Source organism: Vibrio coralliilyticus, assembly GCF_024449095.1.
Lineage (GTDB): Bacteria > Pseudomonadota > Gammaproteobacteria > Enterobacterales > Vibrionaceae > Vibrio > Vibrio coralliilyticus_A.
In genome coordinates, this window is record NZ_CP024628.1 from 816,284 (window position 1) to 836,007 (window position 19,724).

Consider the following 19,724-nt stretch of genomic DNA (forward strand, 5'->3'; position numbering starts at 1 on the left):
ATTTATATAGGTTACATACTGACACACCATGCAAAGTTAAACCAATATTGGACTTGTTGAGTATCAGCTTAAATTCCACACTATAGTCTAGCGAGATGGCAATGAACGGGTGAAAAACTGCGCTCAGTTTTACTCCAATACACATTAAACGAATGCAAGATTAAATTATTTACGTGATATCCATTCAAATTCTTTTTTTATAAAAAACCACTTTCTTCCCTGAGATGGAAAATCAGAAATAAAACTTGAATAGGAATATGTAAATTTATATAAAATAACTGCCCAAAGTATTCGAGAGTTTAATTTTTGGATACAAAAACAACCTACGTTAATAACGTCAAAATATATAACAAGAACAAGTCCGTTTAGTTGAGCTTAACTCCATAGACTGAGACCTATGCCATAAAAACAATGTTCACCAAGAGCATGGGCATACAAATAAGCTGAATATAATACTTGTAATGCATTAATCACGAAAATACCAAGTCAAAAATGAACACTTGAAATATTAATTATTGAAAATTTAAATAAATCACAATTACATTTTAAAATATCATCGATATATTTATACCGGTAATAAAAGTAATTCACATCGTTTAATTTTATAAATTTAACTATCGAGCAATTAGATAAGTAACTTATTAAACCCGTACTATTTTCAGTTCTAGGTTATGACAACAAGAGGATACACCTAATGAAAATCAATAAGAAAAATACAGTATTGCAGCTGAGTTTACTCACTGCGGCACTGAGCAGTGTTTATGTCACCCCTGTGTCAGCTCATGGCTATATGGTCTCACCACAAGATTATGCGAATAGCTGTTACGAAAACACAACCACAGATCCGAGCTTGTGTAATAGCACTGTCAAAAATCAAAAAAATGAGATTAATAGCGGCAGTGCTGCTGGCGATCACCAAGCAGTCATCAAAGACGAAGAGCTATGTTCAGCTTCTAAAGGTGGCGATTACTCAGTACTTGATATCCCAAGTGCTAACCGATATGCCACTGAAATTGAGCTGGACGAAAATGGCGAATTTGAAATCACCTATATGCACACAGCAGTACACAAAACATGGTATTGGGATCTTTTCGTCACTCGTGACGGCTTTAATCCAGATACGGATAGGTTGACTTGGGCAGACTTGGAAAGGCTTACCGTTATTGACGGTAAAGGAGGTTTACCTGATCAGGTTATTAAGTACAAAGTAAAATGGCCAGAAGGCAAAACGGGCAAACACATTATCTACCAAGTTTGGCAACGCCCTAACCCAGATCATAAAGCTCATGAAGTTTTAGGAGTGCCGCCTCAAGATGTATGGGACAGCCCAGAAGCCTTTTATAGCTGTGCCAACGTTATAGTCGGTGACCACGAACCGGGGCCAGACGAGTCACCATGGGTGAAAAGTGAAGAGTTTGCAACGGAAACAATCGACGTCGCTTCTGGAGACCAAGTCAAGGCTCGTTTGATGTATGAAGGTTATGAAGATTTCGAAGTCTTACAGGATATTACGCCTGAGAACGAAAAAAACGATCTTTGGAAGATTGACTTAGCAGAGTCCATCAACAGTAATCAGACTATTTCACAATATGTGCAAGTGGGTGTATTAAACGATGAAGATGAAGTGATCATCAGTGACGACCCATCAGAGAATAATATCTACTACACCAACGAGAATTGGTCACACTTGATTGAAAAAGTCGATCAGGATGCCAATGACACCTCTATAGAGTGGTCAAACAAAGAAGCAGAGTATGAGTTAGCACCAGGCGAAACTCTTTCTATTCCTGTTGAGGTCACTGTTATCAATGGCAAACAAGATGTTTACTCATATACAGCGACATTGAGAACCGTTGGCGGTGAGAAACCAGAACAAATCATCAAAGGAACAACAGAGCAGCCTGCATCTTTTGAAGTCAATGCATTAGGAAACTATAGCGTTCGAATTCTTAGTCAGGTTGATGGTTCCATTGAACAAGCCGCATACGAATTCTCCGTTGTTGAAGAACAAGGCGAGATTGAGTATGACTACCTATACCCAGAAGGCTTTGGCAGCTACGTGGCCGGTGACGTGGTGAAGTTTGAAGGCGAAGGTATCTACGAATGTTTCGGCGACTGGGCTGCACACTGTAACGACGAAGCGTTCTTACCTGGTGTTGCCAGTGACCCTAACTGGGTCGATCAACAGTGGCGTAAGCTAGATTAAAGTCAATCAAAGGCCACCTATATTTAGGTGGCCTAGTTCTGTAAGTTTTCTATGTCGTATTACTTCAACGTCTTATTGGCTCTACTTTTGCTTTTACCTAGTGTCACCTTCGCAGAGGAGCCGATTAGTGCAATACAAGAGCTAGGCCGTCATCTGTTTTTTGATACTCGGTTATCCGTCAAAGAGAACAGAAGCTGCGCACTTTGTCACTCACCCACACATGGCTGGAGTAACACATTTACGAAAACCATCGACATTAATGGCAACCACAGCACGCTAAATACTCCTTCACTGCTCAATGTATCTCTCTTTACTCACTTTTCTCAGGCCGATCCCACTCGCAAGATGATCGACACTGCGATCACCAACCCAATGTTTTCGACTCACCCCATCGAAATGGGTATAACACCGAAAAAGTTGATCTCACGGATAGCTCAAGACAGTTGTTATCCATCGATGTTTGAACGTTCATTTGGTGATAAAAACATCAGCGTAGAGCGCATAGTACGGGCTCTAAAGCAGTACTTAACGCTGATCACTAGCCAAGAGTCACGCTACCTACGGTATAGGGATGGAGATATCACAGCCCTAACAAAACAGGAGCAACATGGCCTGCAGCTCTTCTATAGTGACAAACTCAACTGCTCAGCCTGTCATGGCGGCCCCTTGCTGAATCAACCTGTAAATACCCTAAGCCATTATCAAAATACGGGTCTCTACGGGGTACCTAACAAAAATGGGATGCTCTCCTACCCTATTGGTGAGCCTGGGGTAAGGCAATATACAAAACGATGGGAGGACGATGGGAAGTTTCGCATTCCTTCTTTAATCAATGTATCAAACACTGGGCCTTGGGGACATGACGGTAGCTTCCAATCATTGGAGTCCGTCATAGAGAGTTATGCCAGAGGCGGAAGAAAACTTAGCTATGGGCCGAATAAGGGCGATGGTTACCATCACCCGGCCAAAAGTACTCTAATTAATGGATTTAATATAACGACCAATGAGAAAAAAGCGCTCATTGCTTTTCTTCGCTCGTTATCTATCGACCAAGACTGGACACGCTATCCATTTAATTCACCATTCGGTTCCTCTGTTAGGACCAAGAATGAGCACAATTCAACACCATCATGCCTACATCAACAACAATCGGAAACAATATTAAGATGATACTAACACGCCCAATATTCATCAGCCTGACAACCGCTATCGCGCTTATTAGCCCTCAAGCCCTTGCCGATATGGATTCAGCACGCAACCAATATTTTGCTAAAGAATATCGTGCCCTATGTGAGCTACCAACCAACACATTTGAAACCGCACAGTCACCCGATGAAGCTGCTCAACAAAGCTTGAGTGTTTCCACTCCCTTAGCGATCACACTTAAACTCAATAATGGTGGACAAGCTTACCTAAATCTATCTGTTGAGAATTGGGATGAAAAGCTCATTGTCTTCCACAGCACGGGAATAAATATAGAAATGAAAGACGCGGATACAACAGGGCAAAACATTACTAACCAGCAATGCGATCAACCAGATATGACCATCACTCACATAAACACTCATGAATGGGGTAGCTACCCAGTCAAAGTTGTAGGCACACCTAATGAAACGATCACATTAAAGATTCACCAAGAACAAGATCGCTGATAACACAGTACGCTTTGAGCGCATTATTGCGAATAAGACAACCACTAAAACTGATAGCTGGGTAATAACAAAATCCAATCATTTTAAATAGTTGCTGAAGATAGAAAAGAATCAGAATTTGTACTTTACTGAAGAGAGACTAATTTCATAACGGCAGGGAACATCAATGGCGACTAATGACAAAAAAGACAGAAAATCGAATGCTAACGTTAACAAGGAGGAAGCCCCCTCAAAGAACAAAACAGCGGCTAGTAAAGTTCGATTGTTCTCACGCCTAAACATTAAGGTTCCACTTCCTCGTGAGATCGCCATGATTCTGCCTTCTCTCATGCTAAGTAAAGAAACAGATAATGTTTCGAATGAATCTCATACTGGTGAACAGCCATACGATTCAAGCTCTGTGGTAAAAAATGAAACAGTTCAAACAAGCCATGACACTCCAAATACTCCGGCGCCAAAAGCGAGTCTAAAGAGCGAAGAAGCCGTTGCTGAAATGGAAGAAAAGGGGCATCTCCAAGACTCTTTGTCTGTAACGCCATCTCATCATCTATCAACTAAACAACATCCGCTTGTGCATCAGATTACCAACCATGTCCCCCACACTGACACACCAAACACCGTTACTACAAAACCGTCAACACCACTGCAAACGCCAGCGCTAACTTCGCAATCTCAAATAACCTATATAGATGAGACAATGAAAGGTAAATACGGGTCTTTACATATCAATAGCGACGGTAGTTACACATTCACACTGGATCCAAAATCTCCAGCTTACATTGCTCTACAGAAACAGGAGCCAGGAACTGATACATTCACTGTTCACTTGTCGAATGGAACAGATGTTGTCATTCAAGTTCCGGTTCAGGGGCACCAAGATTCACCAAGCATATCAGGTGATCTTAGAGGTAGTGTTATTGAAGATCGTAATGTCGACTCACATGGCTTGATCACTACCTCGGGCAAAATCGATGTGATTGACCCTGACCATGATGAGAGCGCCGTTCAAGCTGAAACTCTCAAAGGGAAATTTGGTACATTAACAATCGACGCCCAAGGTCACTGGCAGTATCAGGTCAACAATTCGCAAAGCAACATTCAAGCACTAACCAGTCAAACTGAATTGCATGAATCGTTTACCATCCACACTAAAGATGGCACATCTCAAGTCGTCAACATGTCGATTGGTGGCACCGACGATCACGCATCGATTAGCGGTGGATTTGGCTCCATTACTGAAGATAAACAAACCTTTGTGAGTGGTCAGCTATCAATACAAGACCCAGATGCCAATCAAGATTACTTTATTGCTGGTCAACAAGCGGGGGTATATGGTGCTTTAGAGTTCAACAAAGACGGTTCATGGCGCTACATTCTCGATAATAATAAAGCGGCAGTTCAATATCTCAATCAATCTGAACACCACCAAGAAGTATTTACCATTCAGTCTGCGGCCGGAACAAGACATTCAATCACCATCAAAGTTGAAGGAAGCAATGACGTTCCCACCCTCTCCGCTCAATCTCATGCCGTAACCGAAGATGGAAAGCGGTTAACGGGACAAATGCAAGGTCATGATATCGACCATGGTGCAACATTAACCTATTCAATAGCTCAACCGATTGATGGCTTAACCTTCAATCCAGATGGTAGTTATAGCTTTGACCCAACCAATGCGGCTTATCAACACCTTACAAGTGGGCAAAAAGATACGCTCACTATTCCTGTTACAGTCACTGATGAACACGGCGCGAGTGCCACGCAAAACCTTGAGATAGTGATTACTGGTGCTAACGATGCTGCCAAAGTGACGGGTGTTGATACAGGTAACGTTCATGAAAATCAGGCGGGTCAGGATATGTCACCGGACTATGCCCAACCTGGCATGTCGAAAATTAGTCATGATGCTCTATATGCAAGTGGCCAACTGTCCATTGCCGACCTAGATGCAGGTGAAGCCAAGTTCGATACTAAAGGCGGCATCTATTCCTATCACGGCCAGTATGGCCACCTCCTACTTCGAGAGGATGGCCATTGGGACTACAAGGTTGCAGCAGGCCAGACTGATTGGCTAAGGCAAGGTGCGACTACCACTGTGGGAACAACCATAGATAAGTTAGGCGCAGGTGAAACACTAACCGATACCATCACCATTCAAACCAAAGATGGAACGACTCACGACATTGTCATTACCATCCATGGCGACAACGATGCGCCTTATGTTTCGAGTGAAGTGCAACTCAACTCGGGCAAAGAGGATATCGCTCAAACTATTACAGCAGCAGATTTGTTGGCTAATACCATCGATGTTGACCATAACGACCAAGGCCAACTGAGTATCGCCAATCTCATCGCCGACCATGGCTCAATTAAAGATAACCAAGACGGTACTTATACTTTCACTCCCGATAAAGACTATAACGGACAAGTACACTTCACCTACGATGTGAAAGACGCACATTCTGGTGTGACGCATACTGGGGCAAACATGACCTTAGCTCCAGTAGGTGACGCTGCAACAATTACGGGTACCGATACCGGTTCAATAACCGAAGATAAGCACGTTCTCCCCGATTCAATGCATCGTATTCAAGTGGTTGGCAGTCTTTCCGTATCCGACCCTGATGCTGGCGAAGACCACTTTAAAGCATCGGGAGCTTTTGGACATGAAAGGGCCATCAGTGACCCCTTCCAAGGAGAAATGCATATCGACCGTCATGGCAATTGGGATTACGTTTTGGCAAATGGTAACCCGGCGGTCCAAGCCCTTAAGCAAGGTGAAACCAAAGATGTCATCTACGAGGTTCACTCTGCGGATGGCACACCGCACCGTATTACGATTACCGTTACAGGCACCGATGATGCTCCAACGGTGTCGTCATCAGTCACATTGACTGCGGGAAAAGAAGACACAGTCGTGACCTTGCAAGCCTCTGACTTACTTGCTCATGCCAGTGATATTGACCATGACGCACAACTCAGCATACACAATCTCTCTGTCGACCACGGACAAGTTATAGACAACCATGATGGCACTTTCCGTTTTACACCTGATAAGGATTACACTGGTCCAGTCCAGTTTAGCTACCAAATACAAGATGAACATGGTGCATCTGTACAGCAAACCGCCTCGATGAACTTAGCGCCGCAAGATGATGCTGCGGTGTTTAGTGGGCAAGATACAGGGAACGTGACCGAGGACTATAAACCATACTCAGCGGTCAACGGTAATTATGCATTCACAATTCAAGCTCAAGGTTCGTTAACAGCGACTGATCCTGACCTAAACGAATCAGGTTTTGAGTTTAAAACGTTAGTTACTTCGTCATTACACCCTGAGTGGGCGCCGTATACCTCATCATTAGGTGGCAAACTTGAAATAACTCCTGATGGCAGTTGGTCTTACTATATCGATAATCGGAAACCTGAAGTTCAACAGTTGGGAAAAGATGAAACCTTAACGGACACCGTTACCGTTCATTCTAAAGATGGTACCACCCACGATATCGTCATCACCATTCATGGAACCAACGATGCACCAACTATATCGAGTGAGGTACAACTTAATTCGGGCAAAGAGGACATCGCTCAAACCATTACCGCTACGGAGTTATTAGCAAATGCAATCGATGTTGATCACAACGACCAAGGTCAACTGAGTATCGCCAATCTCGTTGCCGACCATGGTTCAATCAAAGATAACCACGACGGTACTTATACCTTTACCCCCGATAAAGACTACAACGGGCAAGTACATTTCACCTACGATGTCAAAGACGCGCATTCAGGTGTGACGCATACGGGGGCGACCATGACCTTGGCTCCAGTAGGTGACGCTGCAACAATTACGGGTACCGATACCGGTTCAATAACCGAAGATAAGCACGTTCTCCCCGATTCAATGCATCGTATTCAAGTGGTTGGCAGTCTTTCCGTATCCGACCCTGATGCTGGCGAAGACCACTTTAGAACATCGGGAGCTTTTGGACATGAAAGGGCCATCAGTGACCCCTTCCAAGGAGAAATGCACATCGACCGTCATGGCAATTGGGATTACGTTTTGGCAAATGGTAACCCGGCGGTCCAAGCCCTTAAGCAAGGTGAAACCAAAGATGTTATCTACGAGGTTCACTCTGCGGATGGTACTCCGCACCGTATTACGATTACTGTTACAGGCACCAATGATGCCCCGACGGTGTCGTCATCAGTCACATTGGCTGCGGGAAAAGAAGACACAGCGGTGACCTTGCAAGCCTCTGACTTACTTGCTCATGCCAGTGATATTGACCATGACGCACAACTGAGCATACACAGCCTCTCTGCCGACCACGGACAAGTTACAGACAACCATGATGGTACTTTCCGTTTTACACCTGATAAGGATTACACTGGTCCAGTCCAGTTTAGTTACCAAGTACAAGATGAGCATGGTGCGTCTGTACAGCAAACCGCCTCCATGAACTTAGCGGCGGTGAATGATGCTGCAACGATCGGAGGAAAAGATACGGGCGATGTCACCGAAGACCGTAATTTGGCTTCGAGCGTGTCAGGATTAGCCGGACAGTTGGACACATATGGCACTCTAACAGTCACGGACCCAGATGCGGGCCAATCGGAGTTTGATGCCAAGCTGCTAGCTAACTCGTATCATACCCAGCTTGGTGGACGTTTGTACATCAATGACAGAGGCGATTGGGGGTACTCAATTGACAACAGCAAACCAGCTATCCAACAACTTGGGCAAGGGGAAACGCTCACTGATACCGTTACCGTTCACTCCAAAGATGGCACCACTCACGACATTGTCATCACCATCCATGGCGACAACGATGCGCCTTATGTTTCGAGTGAAGTGCAACTCAACTCGGGCAAAGAGGACATCGCTCAAACCATTACAGTTAGGGAGTTATTAGCAAATGCAGTCGATGTTGATCACAACGACCAAGGTCAACTGAGTATCGCCAATCTCGTTGCCGACCATGGCTCAGTCAAAGATAACCACGACGGTACTTATACATTTACCCCCGATAAAGACTACAACGGTCAAGTTCACTTTACCTACGATGTGAAGGATACAAACGGGGGTGAAGTCCGCACAGGGGCTAGTACTACCCTCTTACCAACTAACGATGCTGCAGTATTTAGTGGTCAAGATACAGGCGATGTAACGGAAGATTACAAACCCAATGCTTCTGTTGTCGGAAACTATTCATACACAATCCAAGCTCATGGTATGCTCACAGCGACAGATTCAGATCTTGGCGAATCAGGATTTGAATTTAACACATTAATATCTGTACCTATGCACCCTGAATGGGCACCTTACACATCATCGTTAGGCGGTAAACTCGAAATAGGTCCAAAAGGCGATTGGGGTTATTACATTGATAATCGTAAGCCTGAAATACAACAACTAGGTGAGAATGAAACCTTGACCGATACCGTGACCGTACACTCAAAGGATGGTACTACCCATGACATTGTGATCACAATTCATGGCACTAATGACGCCCCTGCTGTATCAAGTGAGGTTCAGTTAAACTCTGGCAAAGAAGGCACCGTTCAAACCATCACCGCGTCTGATTTGTTAGCAAACGCTAGTGATATTGATAGTAACGACAAGGGACAATTATCGGTTGACAACTTAGTTGCTGACCATGGCTCCATTCGAGATAACCAAGACGGGACTTATACGTTCACCCCCAATAAAGGTTACAACGGTCAAGTACACTTTACCTACAATGTCCAAGATGCACACTCTGGTGCAACACACGCCAGTGCAAGTATGACGCTAACATCACTAGCTCCCACGCCAGTTAGCCAATCTGATGAGACGGTAGATCAACAAGTACCAACCGTTGATGTCATACTTTCTCCTGATGAAGTTACCGATGAACAAACCGCTCCGCCAACAGGTGAAGGCAATTCACACCACGGCGCAGCTGCATATCTCTCTGCTCTCGGCTTAAACTCCGAACAAGCTTCTACAGAAACATCAACACCAACACCATCTGAGTTGCCAAATGATATTGATATTGTATTGACTGAAGGAGAACATACTGAGCTCCAAGAGCAAGCCGTGGATACAGACATGTTAGAACCAAAACATGACCAAACTGATGACAGCGATAACAAGCATCAGGATCTAATAAACCCTGACGAACACCATGATCATACTGACCCTAGCCACTTAATTGATCCTTATTAAAAATAATAACATTCAAAAGAGAGAGGCAGCGATTATGCTGCCTCTCACTATTCATTTAACCTAAAGGATAGAGTTAACGCTCACCAAAGGCGACACTAACATTGGTATAGATCGGTTTCCAAAGATACTGAAATACGGACTTTTCGCCTGTCGTAATATCTGCTTCTCCTGTCATACCCGGTAGAATTGAAAACCTTTCAGGATCATTGTGAAAATAGGGTTCGTCAACTGAGATAAAGACTTCATAGAAGATTTCACCTCGCTCATTCTGACTGGTTGTCGGTGAAATTTTTTCTACTTCTCCAATTAAAGCTCCGAAGCGACTGTAATCGAACGCATCAACTTTAACTCGGGCTGGTTGTCCTTCATGAACAAAGCCAATATCCCTAGGTGATAGCTTAGCTTTAAAGTCCGCTTTCCCCGTTAAAGGGACGATTTCTACCACTACGCCACCAGGTTGAATTACACCACCAACTTGAGTACTGGGAACGCTTTGTACCAGCCCTTTCAATGGTGAGGTCACAACTGTGTTTGTCACTTTCGCCTCACTCGAACGCACTCTCGCATTTAAAGCAGACAAATCTGAAACAGCTTTTGAGCGTTCATCACTCAGTTTTGAACGAGACTCTGCCAGCAGCTGTTCTATTTTTTGCTCGTTGGTCGAAGCTTGCTTCTCAAGGACGGAGCGCTTACCTATTGCCTCTGCTATTTGCTGCTCAATACTTGCCATTTTTTGTCTCATCTCTAGCACTCTTAATCGAGAGATGTTCCCTGCCTTGAAGCCCTTTTCGAGTATATCGAGTTCTTGCTTGGTCGCCTGTAATTGCTTCTCGTAAGAGGGTAAGGCTTTTTTCACCGAACGAAGCTGCTCTGCAATTTGTTCACTATCCTTTTCTAATACCACCCGCTGTTGATAAAACAAGGCTTTTTGTGCACTCAACTGAGCCAGCTGCTCACTCACTAAAGCCGGATATTCTGCGGAATACAAAGAAAAATCAGGCTCTCTTTGATCAAGCAAAGCGTTCATTCTTTCTACACTAAGCGACAGTGTAACTTGTTGGGATTTAAGCTCATCCAAAGTTGTCTGTTGAAACGTTGCATCAAACTCCACTAGCGGTTGTCCCGCTTCTACTAAATCTCCTTTCTTCACCAGCACACGTTTGAGTTTTCCTCCAATTTCGCTTTGTAACACCTGCCGCTCCCCCTCAGGAATGACTGTCCCTTTCGCTTTGGCAATTTCATCCACTTGAGTTACCAGTGACCAAACAACGAAAGTGACCACGCAAATGGCTACCGCCCACGTCGCAATCAATAATGATTTTGACGTTACACTCGACTCCACTAGTTCACCGTATTTATGTTCAGCCATTGGATACCTCATTGATAAATTGTTGTTGCTCTGTTTCTTCTTGTTTTATTGGACCTGCATACGCTACGGAGCCATCATTTAATACGACCACCTTATCCGCTAGTTTAATTAAATCAGGATCATGAGAAGTGAAGATGATGGTTGATTGTCCTCTTTTACGGTGAACAAAATCTGTGAATACCTGTTTCGCCTTAGGGTGATAATCTGGAACAGGGTTATCCATTAACATGAGTTTGTAATCATAAACTAGTGCCTTAGCATCAATAAGGACTTGAGCAATCGTACCAGATAGAATATCGAACAAGCTGTCCGGTATGAGTGAGCTAATCACCGTATCTAAACCTTTAGGCAGCGAGTCATACCATGCGCTCCCCCCCACAAGAGCGAGTGCATCAACCATCTTCTGATCGGTCACCTGCTTCCCATCAGCTAGCCATTCCCTTACCGACAGAGAGAGTAAGTCTGGATAGGCTGCGCGGATGAAACACCAATGACGGAATAGTTGTGGGTCATATTGAGACAAATTCACCCCTTCAAGCTCAATCGCACCATTCTGTGCAACTTGAAGCCCCGCTAGAGATTCTAGCAACGTAGATTTACCACTACTGGATGGTCCTGTAATAGCAACAACTTCTCCTCTGCCTATCTCAAAGCTCACCGCGGAGAGAGCAGGACGTATCTGTTTTGGATATCGAAGCGTCAGTTGGTCTATTTTAATGGAAGGGGCATGATCAGGTAATGCGTGATGCTGATAGCTGAAATCACGCTCTGAAGGTTGGGCAAGTAAGCGATTAATTTGCAATTTAGACTGATTAAAGCTGGCAAACCTTGACGCACTGTTGGCTAGCATTTGAGCTGGCCCAGTAATACGAGAAATCAACATCATCGCGGCGATTAACCCACCTGGACTCAATACCTCTTCGAAAATCAAACCAATTCCAAGCCCCATAACAGCGATTGTTGAGCATAAGGAGATAGCGTAATAAATAGAGGTGTACCTGTGCTGTCTAATCGCTTGATTAAACCCAACTTTTGAAGCAAGGAAGTTTGCCTTATCAAAACGTTTCAACCAATACGGCGCAAAACCAGAGGTGCGTAAATAAACCAGTTTTAAGGAGAGCTCATTAATAAGATTCTGTCGATTGGTACCTGCTATAGTCGACTGCATTGAGCTCTTACTAGAATTAGCCAACGCGTGCTTGGAAAATATGGCATACAATATAAGCGAAACAATGGGTACTAAGACAAGCCAACCGCCCAAAATCCCGATAGCAAGAATAAAAATAACAACGAACGGGATATCAAACAGCGCTCCTCCCAACGGCCCCGACAAAAGGCTCGATACCCTTTCCGATAAGAGAATCTGATTCTGTTGGTTGAACGCGATCGATTGCTGATTCTGAGTGTACGAATTTTTAAGAGTTTTTTTGACTAATGCTTGAGAAACCTCTCGGCTTAAACGATTAGCTAAGCTGACCAATACTTTTCCGCGTAAGGTTCTAAGCAGCCCCATCATGACAAAAAGAAGCGCTGCACCAATGGTAATTCCCAATAACTCATGCGCTGCATCTCCTCCAATCACATGGTCATAAATTGCCATAGTGATAAATGGAAGACCTAAGGCAAAAACATTCGTGAAGAAGCTTACAATAAGTAATTTCGGTAGCATTGGCTTAAATGCATCGAGCCTTTCACCAGTCCAATCCGAAGGGTGCTTTTCTAATGGCAACCCCAACACAACCACGTAAAAGTCGGCAGGCTGGCTTTCCACTTCCAAATTTACGCCATCACACACTTCGATACGCCCATCTTTGTAAACAGCAAGATAATACTTCGAGCTCTGATCCCGGTTAAGCTTAGGAACAATTTCATAGGGAAGATAAATCCGGTCAAACAACGATAACAATTCATCGATATTCTCAAGCCCATTTTCATCAATCCACTGTTTAGAAAATAATTGTATATTGGTACTGACTTCCAAGCCTTTTAGCAAAGCGATTCCGGCTTGTTCGTAACTGTTCATCATGCTGCCGCCCCTTGCTTCTCTTCCACAATCATAGTTCTATCCGTAAGTTCAATGATTGCCGGATGATGAGAAACCAACACAATCATCCGCCCTTGAGTTTTTTCCTCTCGTAACACTCGATTAAGGGCTTCTAACCCATCAAGGTCGAGAGAGGCATCAGGCCTATCAAGAACCACTAATGGTGAGGTTGCAGCGAGCTGAGCAGCTAGGTTTAGGAGCTTGATATCGCCCATACTTAGTGGGCTCGAAAAAGCGTGGCCAACTTTCGTTTCTAGCCCGTCACTTAATTGAGCTAGTTTGCTACTTACCCCAAGCTTTTGGGCATATTGTTGTGCCCTTTCGGTACGCTCTGGATCAAAACCACACAAATTGTCGAGTAAAGATCCGCTGACTAACTGCCCTTTAACGCCAGCGTATGAACTAATAGATGACAGAGATTCTATTGAAGCACTGTCATGATTTATGAGAAAATCTCCGCTTTGAGCCCCGTCAACTCCAGGAATCACTCCAGCAAAGAAACTGTCGATGTGCCTTTCATCACTACTCAAATGAATGATCTCCCCTCTAGCCATTTCAAAAGAGACACTGTATGTGTGGCTATAACGTTGGGCGGTTAGGTTACATACGGCAATTGCATTCACTGATTTAATATCGCCTACTTCAAATGAATGTTGAGGCAAGTTACGAATTCGACCAATAGCCTGATTAGCGGAATGAATGGAATTCAGTTTCACACGCATGCCAATGAGGGCACTTAAAGGGGCAATCGCACGCCCCGACAAAATCGAGCATGCAGCTAAACCGCCTGTTGTAAGATCTCCATCAAGAACCCATATGCTACCGGTGATCACTATCACTACCGATGTCATTAAGGACGCTAATTGAATAAATTCTAGTGCAAAGGCGTTTTGTTGCTCTTCACTAGATTTGGATAAGAACCTTTCATCGTTAGTGCGTTTAAACTGACGATAAAGCCTCGACTCCACAGCTTGTCGTTTGATGCCTTGCAGAGTTTGTCCGAGTAGCAGCATAAATCCCTTTCGGTCTTGCTCTTTCTCTAACGCGTCTTCACCTAAACGCTTAGATTTTATCGAGGCCAGCCAAACGACTGCACTGGCTAAGACCCACACAGCAATAGGAACAAGAACTAAGCTGCTACCAATGTAATAAACTAAGCCGAGAAATAGGAGAGCAAAGGGAAAATCGATAAAACCGGAAACCATACCCCCTGAATACCACTCTTTCACTCTCGATATAGACGATAAGCCATTATCAACACTTGACGCTCCTAGCATGCGTAGTTCATTAGGCTTGGCATTAGTCACGGCTGAAACAAGTTGATCAAAGGTCTCTTTTTCCGTATTGCTTGCTGCAGCGGATAGTAACCAACTTCGCACATAACGAATGAATGATTCCAATAAAACGGCAGTACATGCTCCAACGATTAGTAATGTTGCCGTACCGTAGCTCTGGTTCGGCAGGATGCGATCGTAAATTTGCAACACCGTCAATGGAACGGCAAGTGATAGAAGATTAATTAGAATAGAGGGTACCATCACCCTCCCAATGACATCTTTATTGATCGTCTGCGTCAGCTGCATACCTAGCTCCCCTGTATTCATATGAGACAAGGTTGGTATACAGTAGGGGGTTATTCAAGTTAAGGTTCTGAATTTTAGATTAAATTTGATACATGACGACAAATTACATTGGCCATCAGCAATTGACCACTTACGCCTGAGAAAAAGAACTAGTGTGTTCTGGTCAAAAAAACACTCAAGGTTCTTTCAGTTTTTGCTTCCCTAACATACATTTCTAAACAACTTGATGGAACTATTTCCAATTAGCCTATCAATGTCCGAAAATAGCCATAGGATTTCCGCCTTTATCAGTTAAATCTCTACTATGCCCTCCCCTGATAATGATAAAATCTCCATATTAGTACTATCGAGAAATTCTATGTTTATCCATCGCGTTAACGACATTGACTGGCTGGTGATTACCGCTTTTGAAGAACTGAAAACCATATTCATCGAAGAAGCCGGGGAAATCCCCTCTTGCTTCTCTACTGCGAGTGAATTGAACCTGATTGACCAAGCCAAGCGTACTTATGGATATTTGCCCAAACTCAGCGGCGTAGTCACAGATACCGGTACGTTTCAAAGCCAAGATAACGAAGAAGATTTGAACCCACAACTTGCCTGCCTAGTTGAAGGGCGTGGACGAGTGTTTATCTATCACGGCGGCTTTGTCGCTTTTGTGGATGACGAACAAACCTTTATTACCCGACTTGACTAACAACCATTCGGAAAGTTGAAAGCTGCGGTTAAGTGAGGATCTGTTCCCCTAGCATGGTATATAAGAGGGATTAGAACAATCTGTCAGATTTGATTACATCGTCATTTTGGACTGACAGATTGAATCCTTACTAGCCCACAATAAGAGTGATTCTATACGGTCTTATTTTTCACAGTAACCAGTACCGTAACGTTGAGAATTTGCCTTTCGACCATTTGGGCCTACTGAGTAAAAAGTAGTGATCTCATCGCCTTTTACACTCACAATCACTGCGTAGTGTTCAGGATGGTCATTGGTTTGTGGGATTTTATGGAAACAACTCCTTCTATCCGCTAGGTCAAAGTAACCTTTGGTGGCTTGATAAAGAATTTCATCTGCATTCATTTCCATGTTGTAACCGTTGACAGGCTTCAACTTCCATTTGCTTTCATTGTTGAGATAGCTCGTAGGAATTGAGTAAATCCCCTTTTCCGGCACAACCTCATTGCCCGAACCAAAACATTTATCATTGTTTGGTGGACACATAGAAATGACGCCCATTTCGTATAGTTCTTTATATCTTGGGGCATAATGTAACCCGCCTAGACTACCGTCACTTTCTCTCTCTCCACAGAATATATGGTCAAACCCATCATTCTTGGTCCACAATGTTACGAGCTTTTCTATGTTTAAAGATTCATCAATAGATAGCAGTTTCTTTGTGATATCTGGATAATTTTCAAATAAAGATTGTAGGTCCTGTTCAGATACACCACTTCCCCATTCTCCACATATTCTAAGTACGTCTTTATCAATGGATTTGTTTTTAAATGTATATTCAGGAGCGAAAGCCGTATTAGGGTCATCATCAAAAAATGGGACTTGCTGGGCATGAACATTGATGGCTGTGAAAAGAAGTGCCAATGATGATATTGCTAATTTCATGTTTATTTCCCTTTTTGATTATCTATTAGAGGTCATACTGTATTTTTGGGCCACTACATATCTCCTACCCACACTTGATTTGGAGCAGATTATCACATAGATCTTCATAAGACCCTTGTTCGCCACTCAAAAGAAAGGCCCCAAAGGAGCCTTATTCGTGCACGATTGCTTGTGTGCAATTCTTAAGCTTAGGAATTCAATAGGGTTTGTAATTTTCGGTGTTCCAACTTAGCCCACTAGACAATGGTCACTTATCTCTCGACAACAATCGAGCTGAACGCGCCATTAAACCGCTAATGAGAGCGCAATGCTTTACAGTCAGTGAAATTCCCTATGACTACACGGTCAAGTGCATTGTAGCCTAGTGACTTCATGGAGTGTTTACTTTAACGACGTCCCATCCAAAAATACTCAGACTCACCATCCTGATAGAAATGTTCAACAGCCGCCCTCAAAGTCCCCGCTTGAATATGGCCTAATTCAACTAACCGGTCACCATGAGCATAAATAATATCCGCAGCTGACATAAAAATACCATCTGAAGCGTCAACCGTATGAACAGTTCCCCCTCTACTTTGTGCAAACCTATGAGCGACATACACATTAGAAGTAAAGGATTGAACTTCTCCAGCACTCCCGCTAGTTCTTGAAGTGTGCTTAATGATCGAACTCATACGCTCATCAAGATTTGGGTAAGAGTCTGGTAAACTCAAGGCAAACACATCACCTCGATAATATTTACTATTAGGCCCCTTAGGGATAGAGGACTTGAAATCGTTGCGTGTTTTCCCCAGCAGATTAAGTATTTGATCAAGGCAAGATTTACGACTTTCTTTTTGCTGTGCTGCTTTCTCACGCTTAGCGATAACCCGCCTTCTATTATCAGCCCATCGTTTCTCATCAGTTTCATCAGACGTTAATTCAGCCCTGCGTTCTAGGCGTTGGTGTGCAGCACGTTCTCTTGCGGTTTTTTGTCTTACTTCTGGTTCTAAACGTTTGGATTTATATCTCATAGGAGTAGGCTTTAATGATAAATAACAAGGATGATAACCATATTTTCAGTAGCTTATAATTCCCAGTAAGACAATCTGACGATTTCACTAACAAAAAAGTCACTTTGACAAATCAAGCACTGCCGAAGTTAGTTTTTCAGAGATCTTTTCTAAACCGGAAACTGCCACAATACATGCTTTGACGTTGCTGCTGTCGTGGTAACGAGAATAAGCACATCCCCATTCTTTATCAATTTTGTCCAAATACTTCACCTGACCAATCTATATGAAAGATTGCTTCAAAATTGAAGCTACAAACGTTAAGGGTACCTGTTATATGTACAGTAGAATTAGTTAATTTTTATAAACTCGATATATTAATGATTTAAAAATTGCTAAATAGCTTTAAGCAAAAAAATGGCAAGAGTCAGGTTTGGTCTTTTGTCCTCCATTCGCTCTGATGCTTATTGCAACTCATTTAGGGGCAAAAACAAGTCAATATGAACCTTGCTGACCTAAGGGCACAAAGTGAATTTCAGAAATCAATAGAGCAGTAACTAGTGTGGCGTCAAGCGCTGCTTAGCTTATATCTAACCATATAAGATCAAAAAAGCGAGCACGAGGCTCGCTTTTTAACTATCTGTTTTGTTATATATTACAGCAATTCTACCGATTGTTGGGCAATCACAAATTCTTCATTGGTTGGAATAACCATAGCAACCGCATTAAGCATGTCTGATTTTGCAATGATACCTGCGCGTCCAAATCGGGCATCTTCGTTGCCCTGCTCGTCTTCAACAAAGCCAAGTAACTTTAGGTTGTTCAGTATTTCACGGCGAATAGGTAGCGAGTTTTCACCAATACCGCCGGTGAAAATAATCGCATCTAACGCATTCAGCGGAATCAAATATGAGCCGATGTACTTGGCAACACGATAAGTGAAGACTTCAAAAGCAAGTTTAGCCCCCTCGTGTCCCTTTTCCATAGCTTCTAAAATACCGCGCGCATCAGACGTCAAACCAGAAACCCCCAAGAAACCAGACTTCTTATTCAGAGTCTCAAACACCTTCTCTTGGCTCCAGCCTTTTTTCATTAGAAACTCAATTATCCCTGGGTCAAGATCCCCAGAGCGAGTTCCCATCATCAAACCGGCTAATGGTGTAAAGCCCATTGATGTATCAACAGACTGACCGTTGCTGATCGCACAGACCGAGGCTCCGTTACCCAAGTGAACAGAGATAAAACTCGACTCTTCCACACGTTTATTGAGCATTTTGGCTGCTTCACGGCTTACATAATAGTGACTAGTGCCGTGGAAACCGTATCGGCGGATGCCATATTCTTTATACAGTTCGTTAGAAATCGCACCAGTAAATGCCTTCTGAGGCATAGTTTGGTGGAATGCCGTGTCAAAAACAGCAAATTGAGGAAGGCTTGGGAATGCTTGCATGGCTGCTTGAATCCCTTTTGCGCCTGCTGGGTTGTGGAGCGGTGCCAGATCAGACAAGCTTTCAATTTCTGCTAGAACTTCGTCATTAATACGAACTGTGGAGGTGAATTTCTCGCCACCATGCACAATACGGTGTCCCACACCAACTAGATCGTTTGTCAAACCTAATGACTCCATTAGGCTAACAATTCGGTTAATTGCGTGTTGATGATGATTGTCTGGAGCAGTGATGGCCTCTTCTGTCTTCTCACCTTTATACTTCCAGCCAATGACTGCTTCAGAGAGCCCAAAACACTCTCCTAAGCCTGTGATAACAGCGTCACCTGTAATGGAGTCGATCACCGCAAATTTAAGAGAAGAGCTACCAGAGTTAATAACCAGCACAAACGAGTTAGACATGGAGTATGTATCCTGTTTCAGACTGAATTTTGGAAGCAAAGTGCTTCTTTTTGTGTGCCTTACATTATTCAATATTTTTTTAATGATTCAACTTTATTTTAAAAAAGGACCTGTAGGAAACGATTTTTTGTTGATCTAACGCAACTTACACTTTATTTCTAGCCATAAATTTAATGTTAGTTTTATAAATATGAAATCCA

11 protein-coding genes are annotated in these 19,724 nt (G+C 43.3%); 5 read left to right on the forward strand and 6 right to left on the reverse strand.

The features are described from left to right. Positions 1–694 precede the first annotated feature (694 nt). The 4 genes from CTT30_RS19300 (at position 695) to CTT30_RS19315 (ending at position 10,066) form a co-directional block, all read left to right on the forward strand. A complete protein-coding gene (locus CTT30_RS19300) occupies positions 695–2,206 on the forward strand; it encodes a lytic polysaccharide monooxygenase (RefSeq protein ID WP_252036693.1) in 1,512 nt (503 codons plus the stop codon). A 51-nt stretch (positions 2,207–2,257) separates the two neighbouring features. Next, positions 2,258–3,376: a cytochrome-c peroxidase gene (locus CTT30_RS19305; RefSeq protein ID WP_252036694.1), complete on the forward strand. Its 1,119-nt coding sequence runs from the start codon at positions 2,258–2,260 to the stop codon at positions 3,374–3,376. Beyond that, positions 3,373–3,858: a hypothetical protein gene (locus tag CTT30_RS19310; protein WP_252036695.1), complete on the forward strand. Its 486-nt coding sequence runs from the start codon at positions 3,373–3,375 to the stop codon at positions 3,856–3,858. The genes CTT30_RS19305 and CTT30_RS19310 overlap by 4 nt, the downstream gene beginning before the upstream one ends. A 166-nt stretch (positions 3,859–4,024) precedes the next feature. Then, the gene (locus tag CTT30_RS19315) at positions 4,025–10,066 is read left to right on the forward strand and encodes a VCBS domain-containing protein (RefSeq protein WP_252036696.1); all 6,042 of its coding nucleotides are present in this window, start codon (positions 4,025–4,027) and stop codon (positions 10,064–10,066) included. Positions 10,067–10,139: 73 nt separating this feature from the next. Here the strand turns inward: CTT30_RS19315 and CTT30_RS19320 are convergent, their stop codons facing one another. Genes CTT30_RS19320 through CTT30_RS19330 form a run of 3 tightly spaced genes read right to left on the reverse strand, consistent with a single transcriptional unit; the run spans position 10,140 to position 15,062 of the window. Then, positions 10,140–11,435 carry an HlyD family type I secretion periplasmic adaptor subunit gene (locus CTT30_RS19320; RefSeq protein WP_252036697.1) on the reverse strand — a complete coding sequence of 432 codons (1,296 nt, stop codon included), beginning with the start codon at positions 11,433–11,435 and terminating at the stop codon, positions 10,140–10,142. Further along, positions 11,428–13,461, reverse strand: coding sequence for an ATP-binding cassette domain-containing protein (locus CTT30_RS19325; protein ID WP_252036698.1), 2,034 nt, complete (start codon positions 13,459–13,461; stop codon positions 11,428–11,430). Before CTT30_RS19325 ends, CTT30_RS19320 begins: the two co-directional genes overlap by 8 nt. Beyond that, positions 13,458–15,062, reverse strand: a complete 1,605-nt coding sequence (locus CTT30_RS19330) for an ABC transporter transmembrane domain-containing protein (RefSeq protein WP_252036699.1) — start codon at positions 15,060–15,062, stop codon at positions 13,458–13,460. Before CTT30_RS19330 ends, CTT30_RS19325 begins: the two co-directional genes overlap by 4 nt. Positions 15,063–15,420: 358 nt before the next feature. Between CTT30_RS19330 and CTT30_RS19335 the strand changes: the two genes are divergently transcribed. Continuing rightward, positions 15,421–15,759: a cytosolic protein gene (locus CTT30_RS19335; RefSeq protein ID WP_252036700.1), complete on the forward strand. Its 339-nt coding sequence runs from the start codon at positions 15,421–15,423 to the stop codon at positions 15,757–15,759. Between the two features lie 162 nt (positions 15,760–15,921). Here the strand turns inward: CTT30_RS19335 and CTT30_RS19340 are convergent, their stop codons facing one another. The 3 genes from CTT30_RS19340 to CTT30_RS19350 all read right to left on the reverse strand — a co-directional run bounded on the left by CTT30_RS19340 (position 15,922) and on the right by CTT30_RS19350 (position 19,524). Then, positions 15,922–16,683: an EndoU domain-containing protein gene (locus CTT30_RS19340; RefSeq protein ID WP_252036701.1), complete on the reverse strand. Its 762-nt coding sequence runs from the start codon at positions 16,681–16,683 to the stop codon at positions 15,922–15,924. Between the two features lie 386 nt (positions 16,684–17,069). Continuing rightward, positions 17,070–17,696: a hypothetical protein gene (locus CTT30_RS19345; RefSeq protein WP_252036702.1), complete on the reverse strand. Its 627-nt coding sequence runs from the start codon at positions 17,694–17,696 to the stop codon at positions 17,070–17,072. Positions 17,697–18,330: 634 nt separating this feature from the next. Then, positions 18,331–19,524 carry an acetate/propionate family kinase gene (locus CTT30_RS19350; protein WP_252036703.1) on the reverse strand — a complete coding sequence of 398 codons (1,194 nt, stop codon included), beginning with the start codon at positions 19,522–19,524 and terminating at the stop codon, positions 18,331–18,333. Positions 19,525–19,724: the final 200 nt, after the last annotated feature.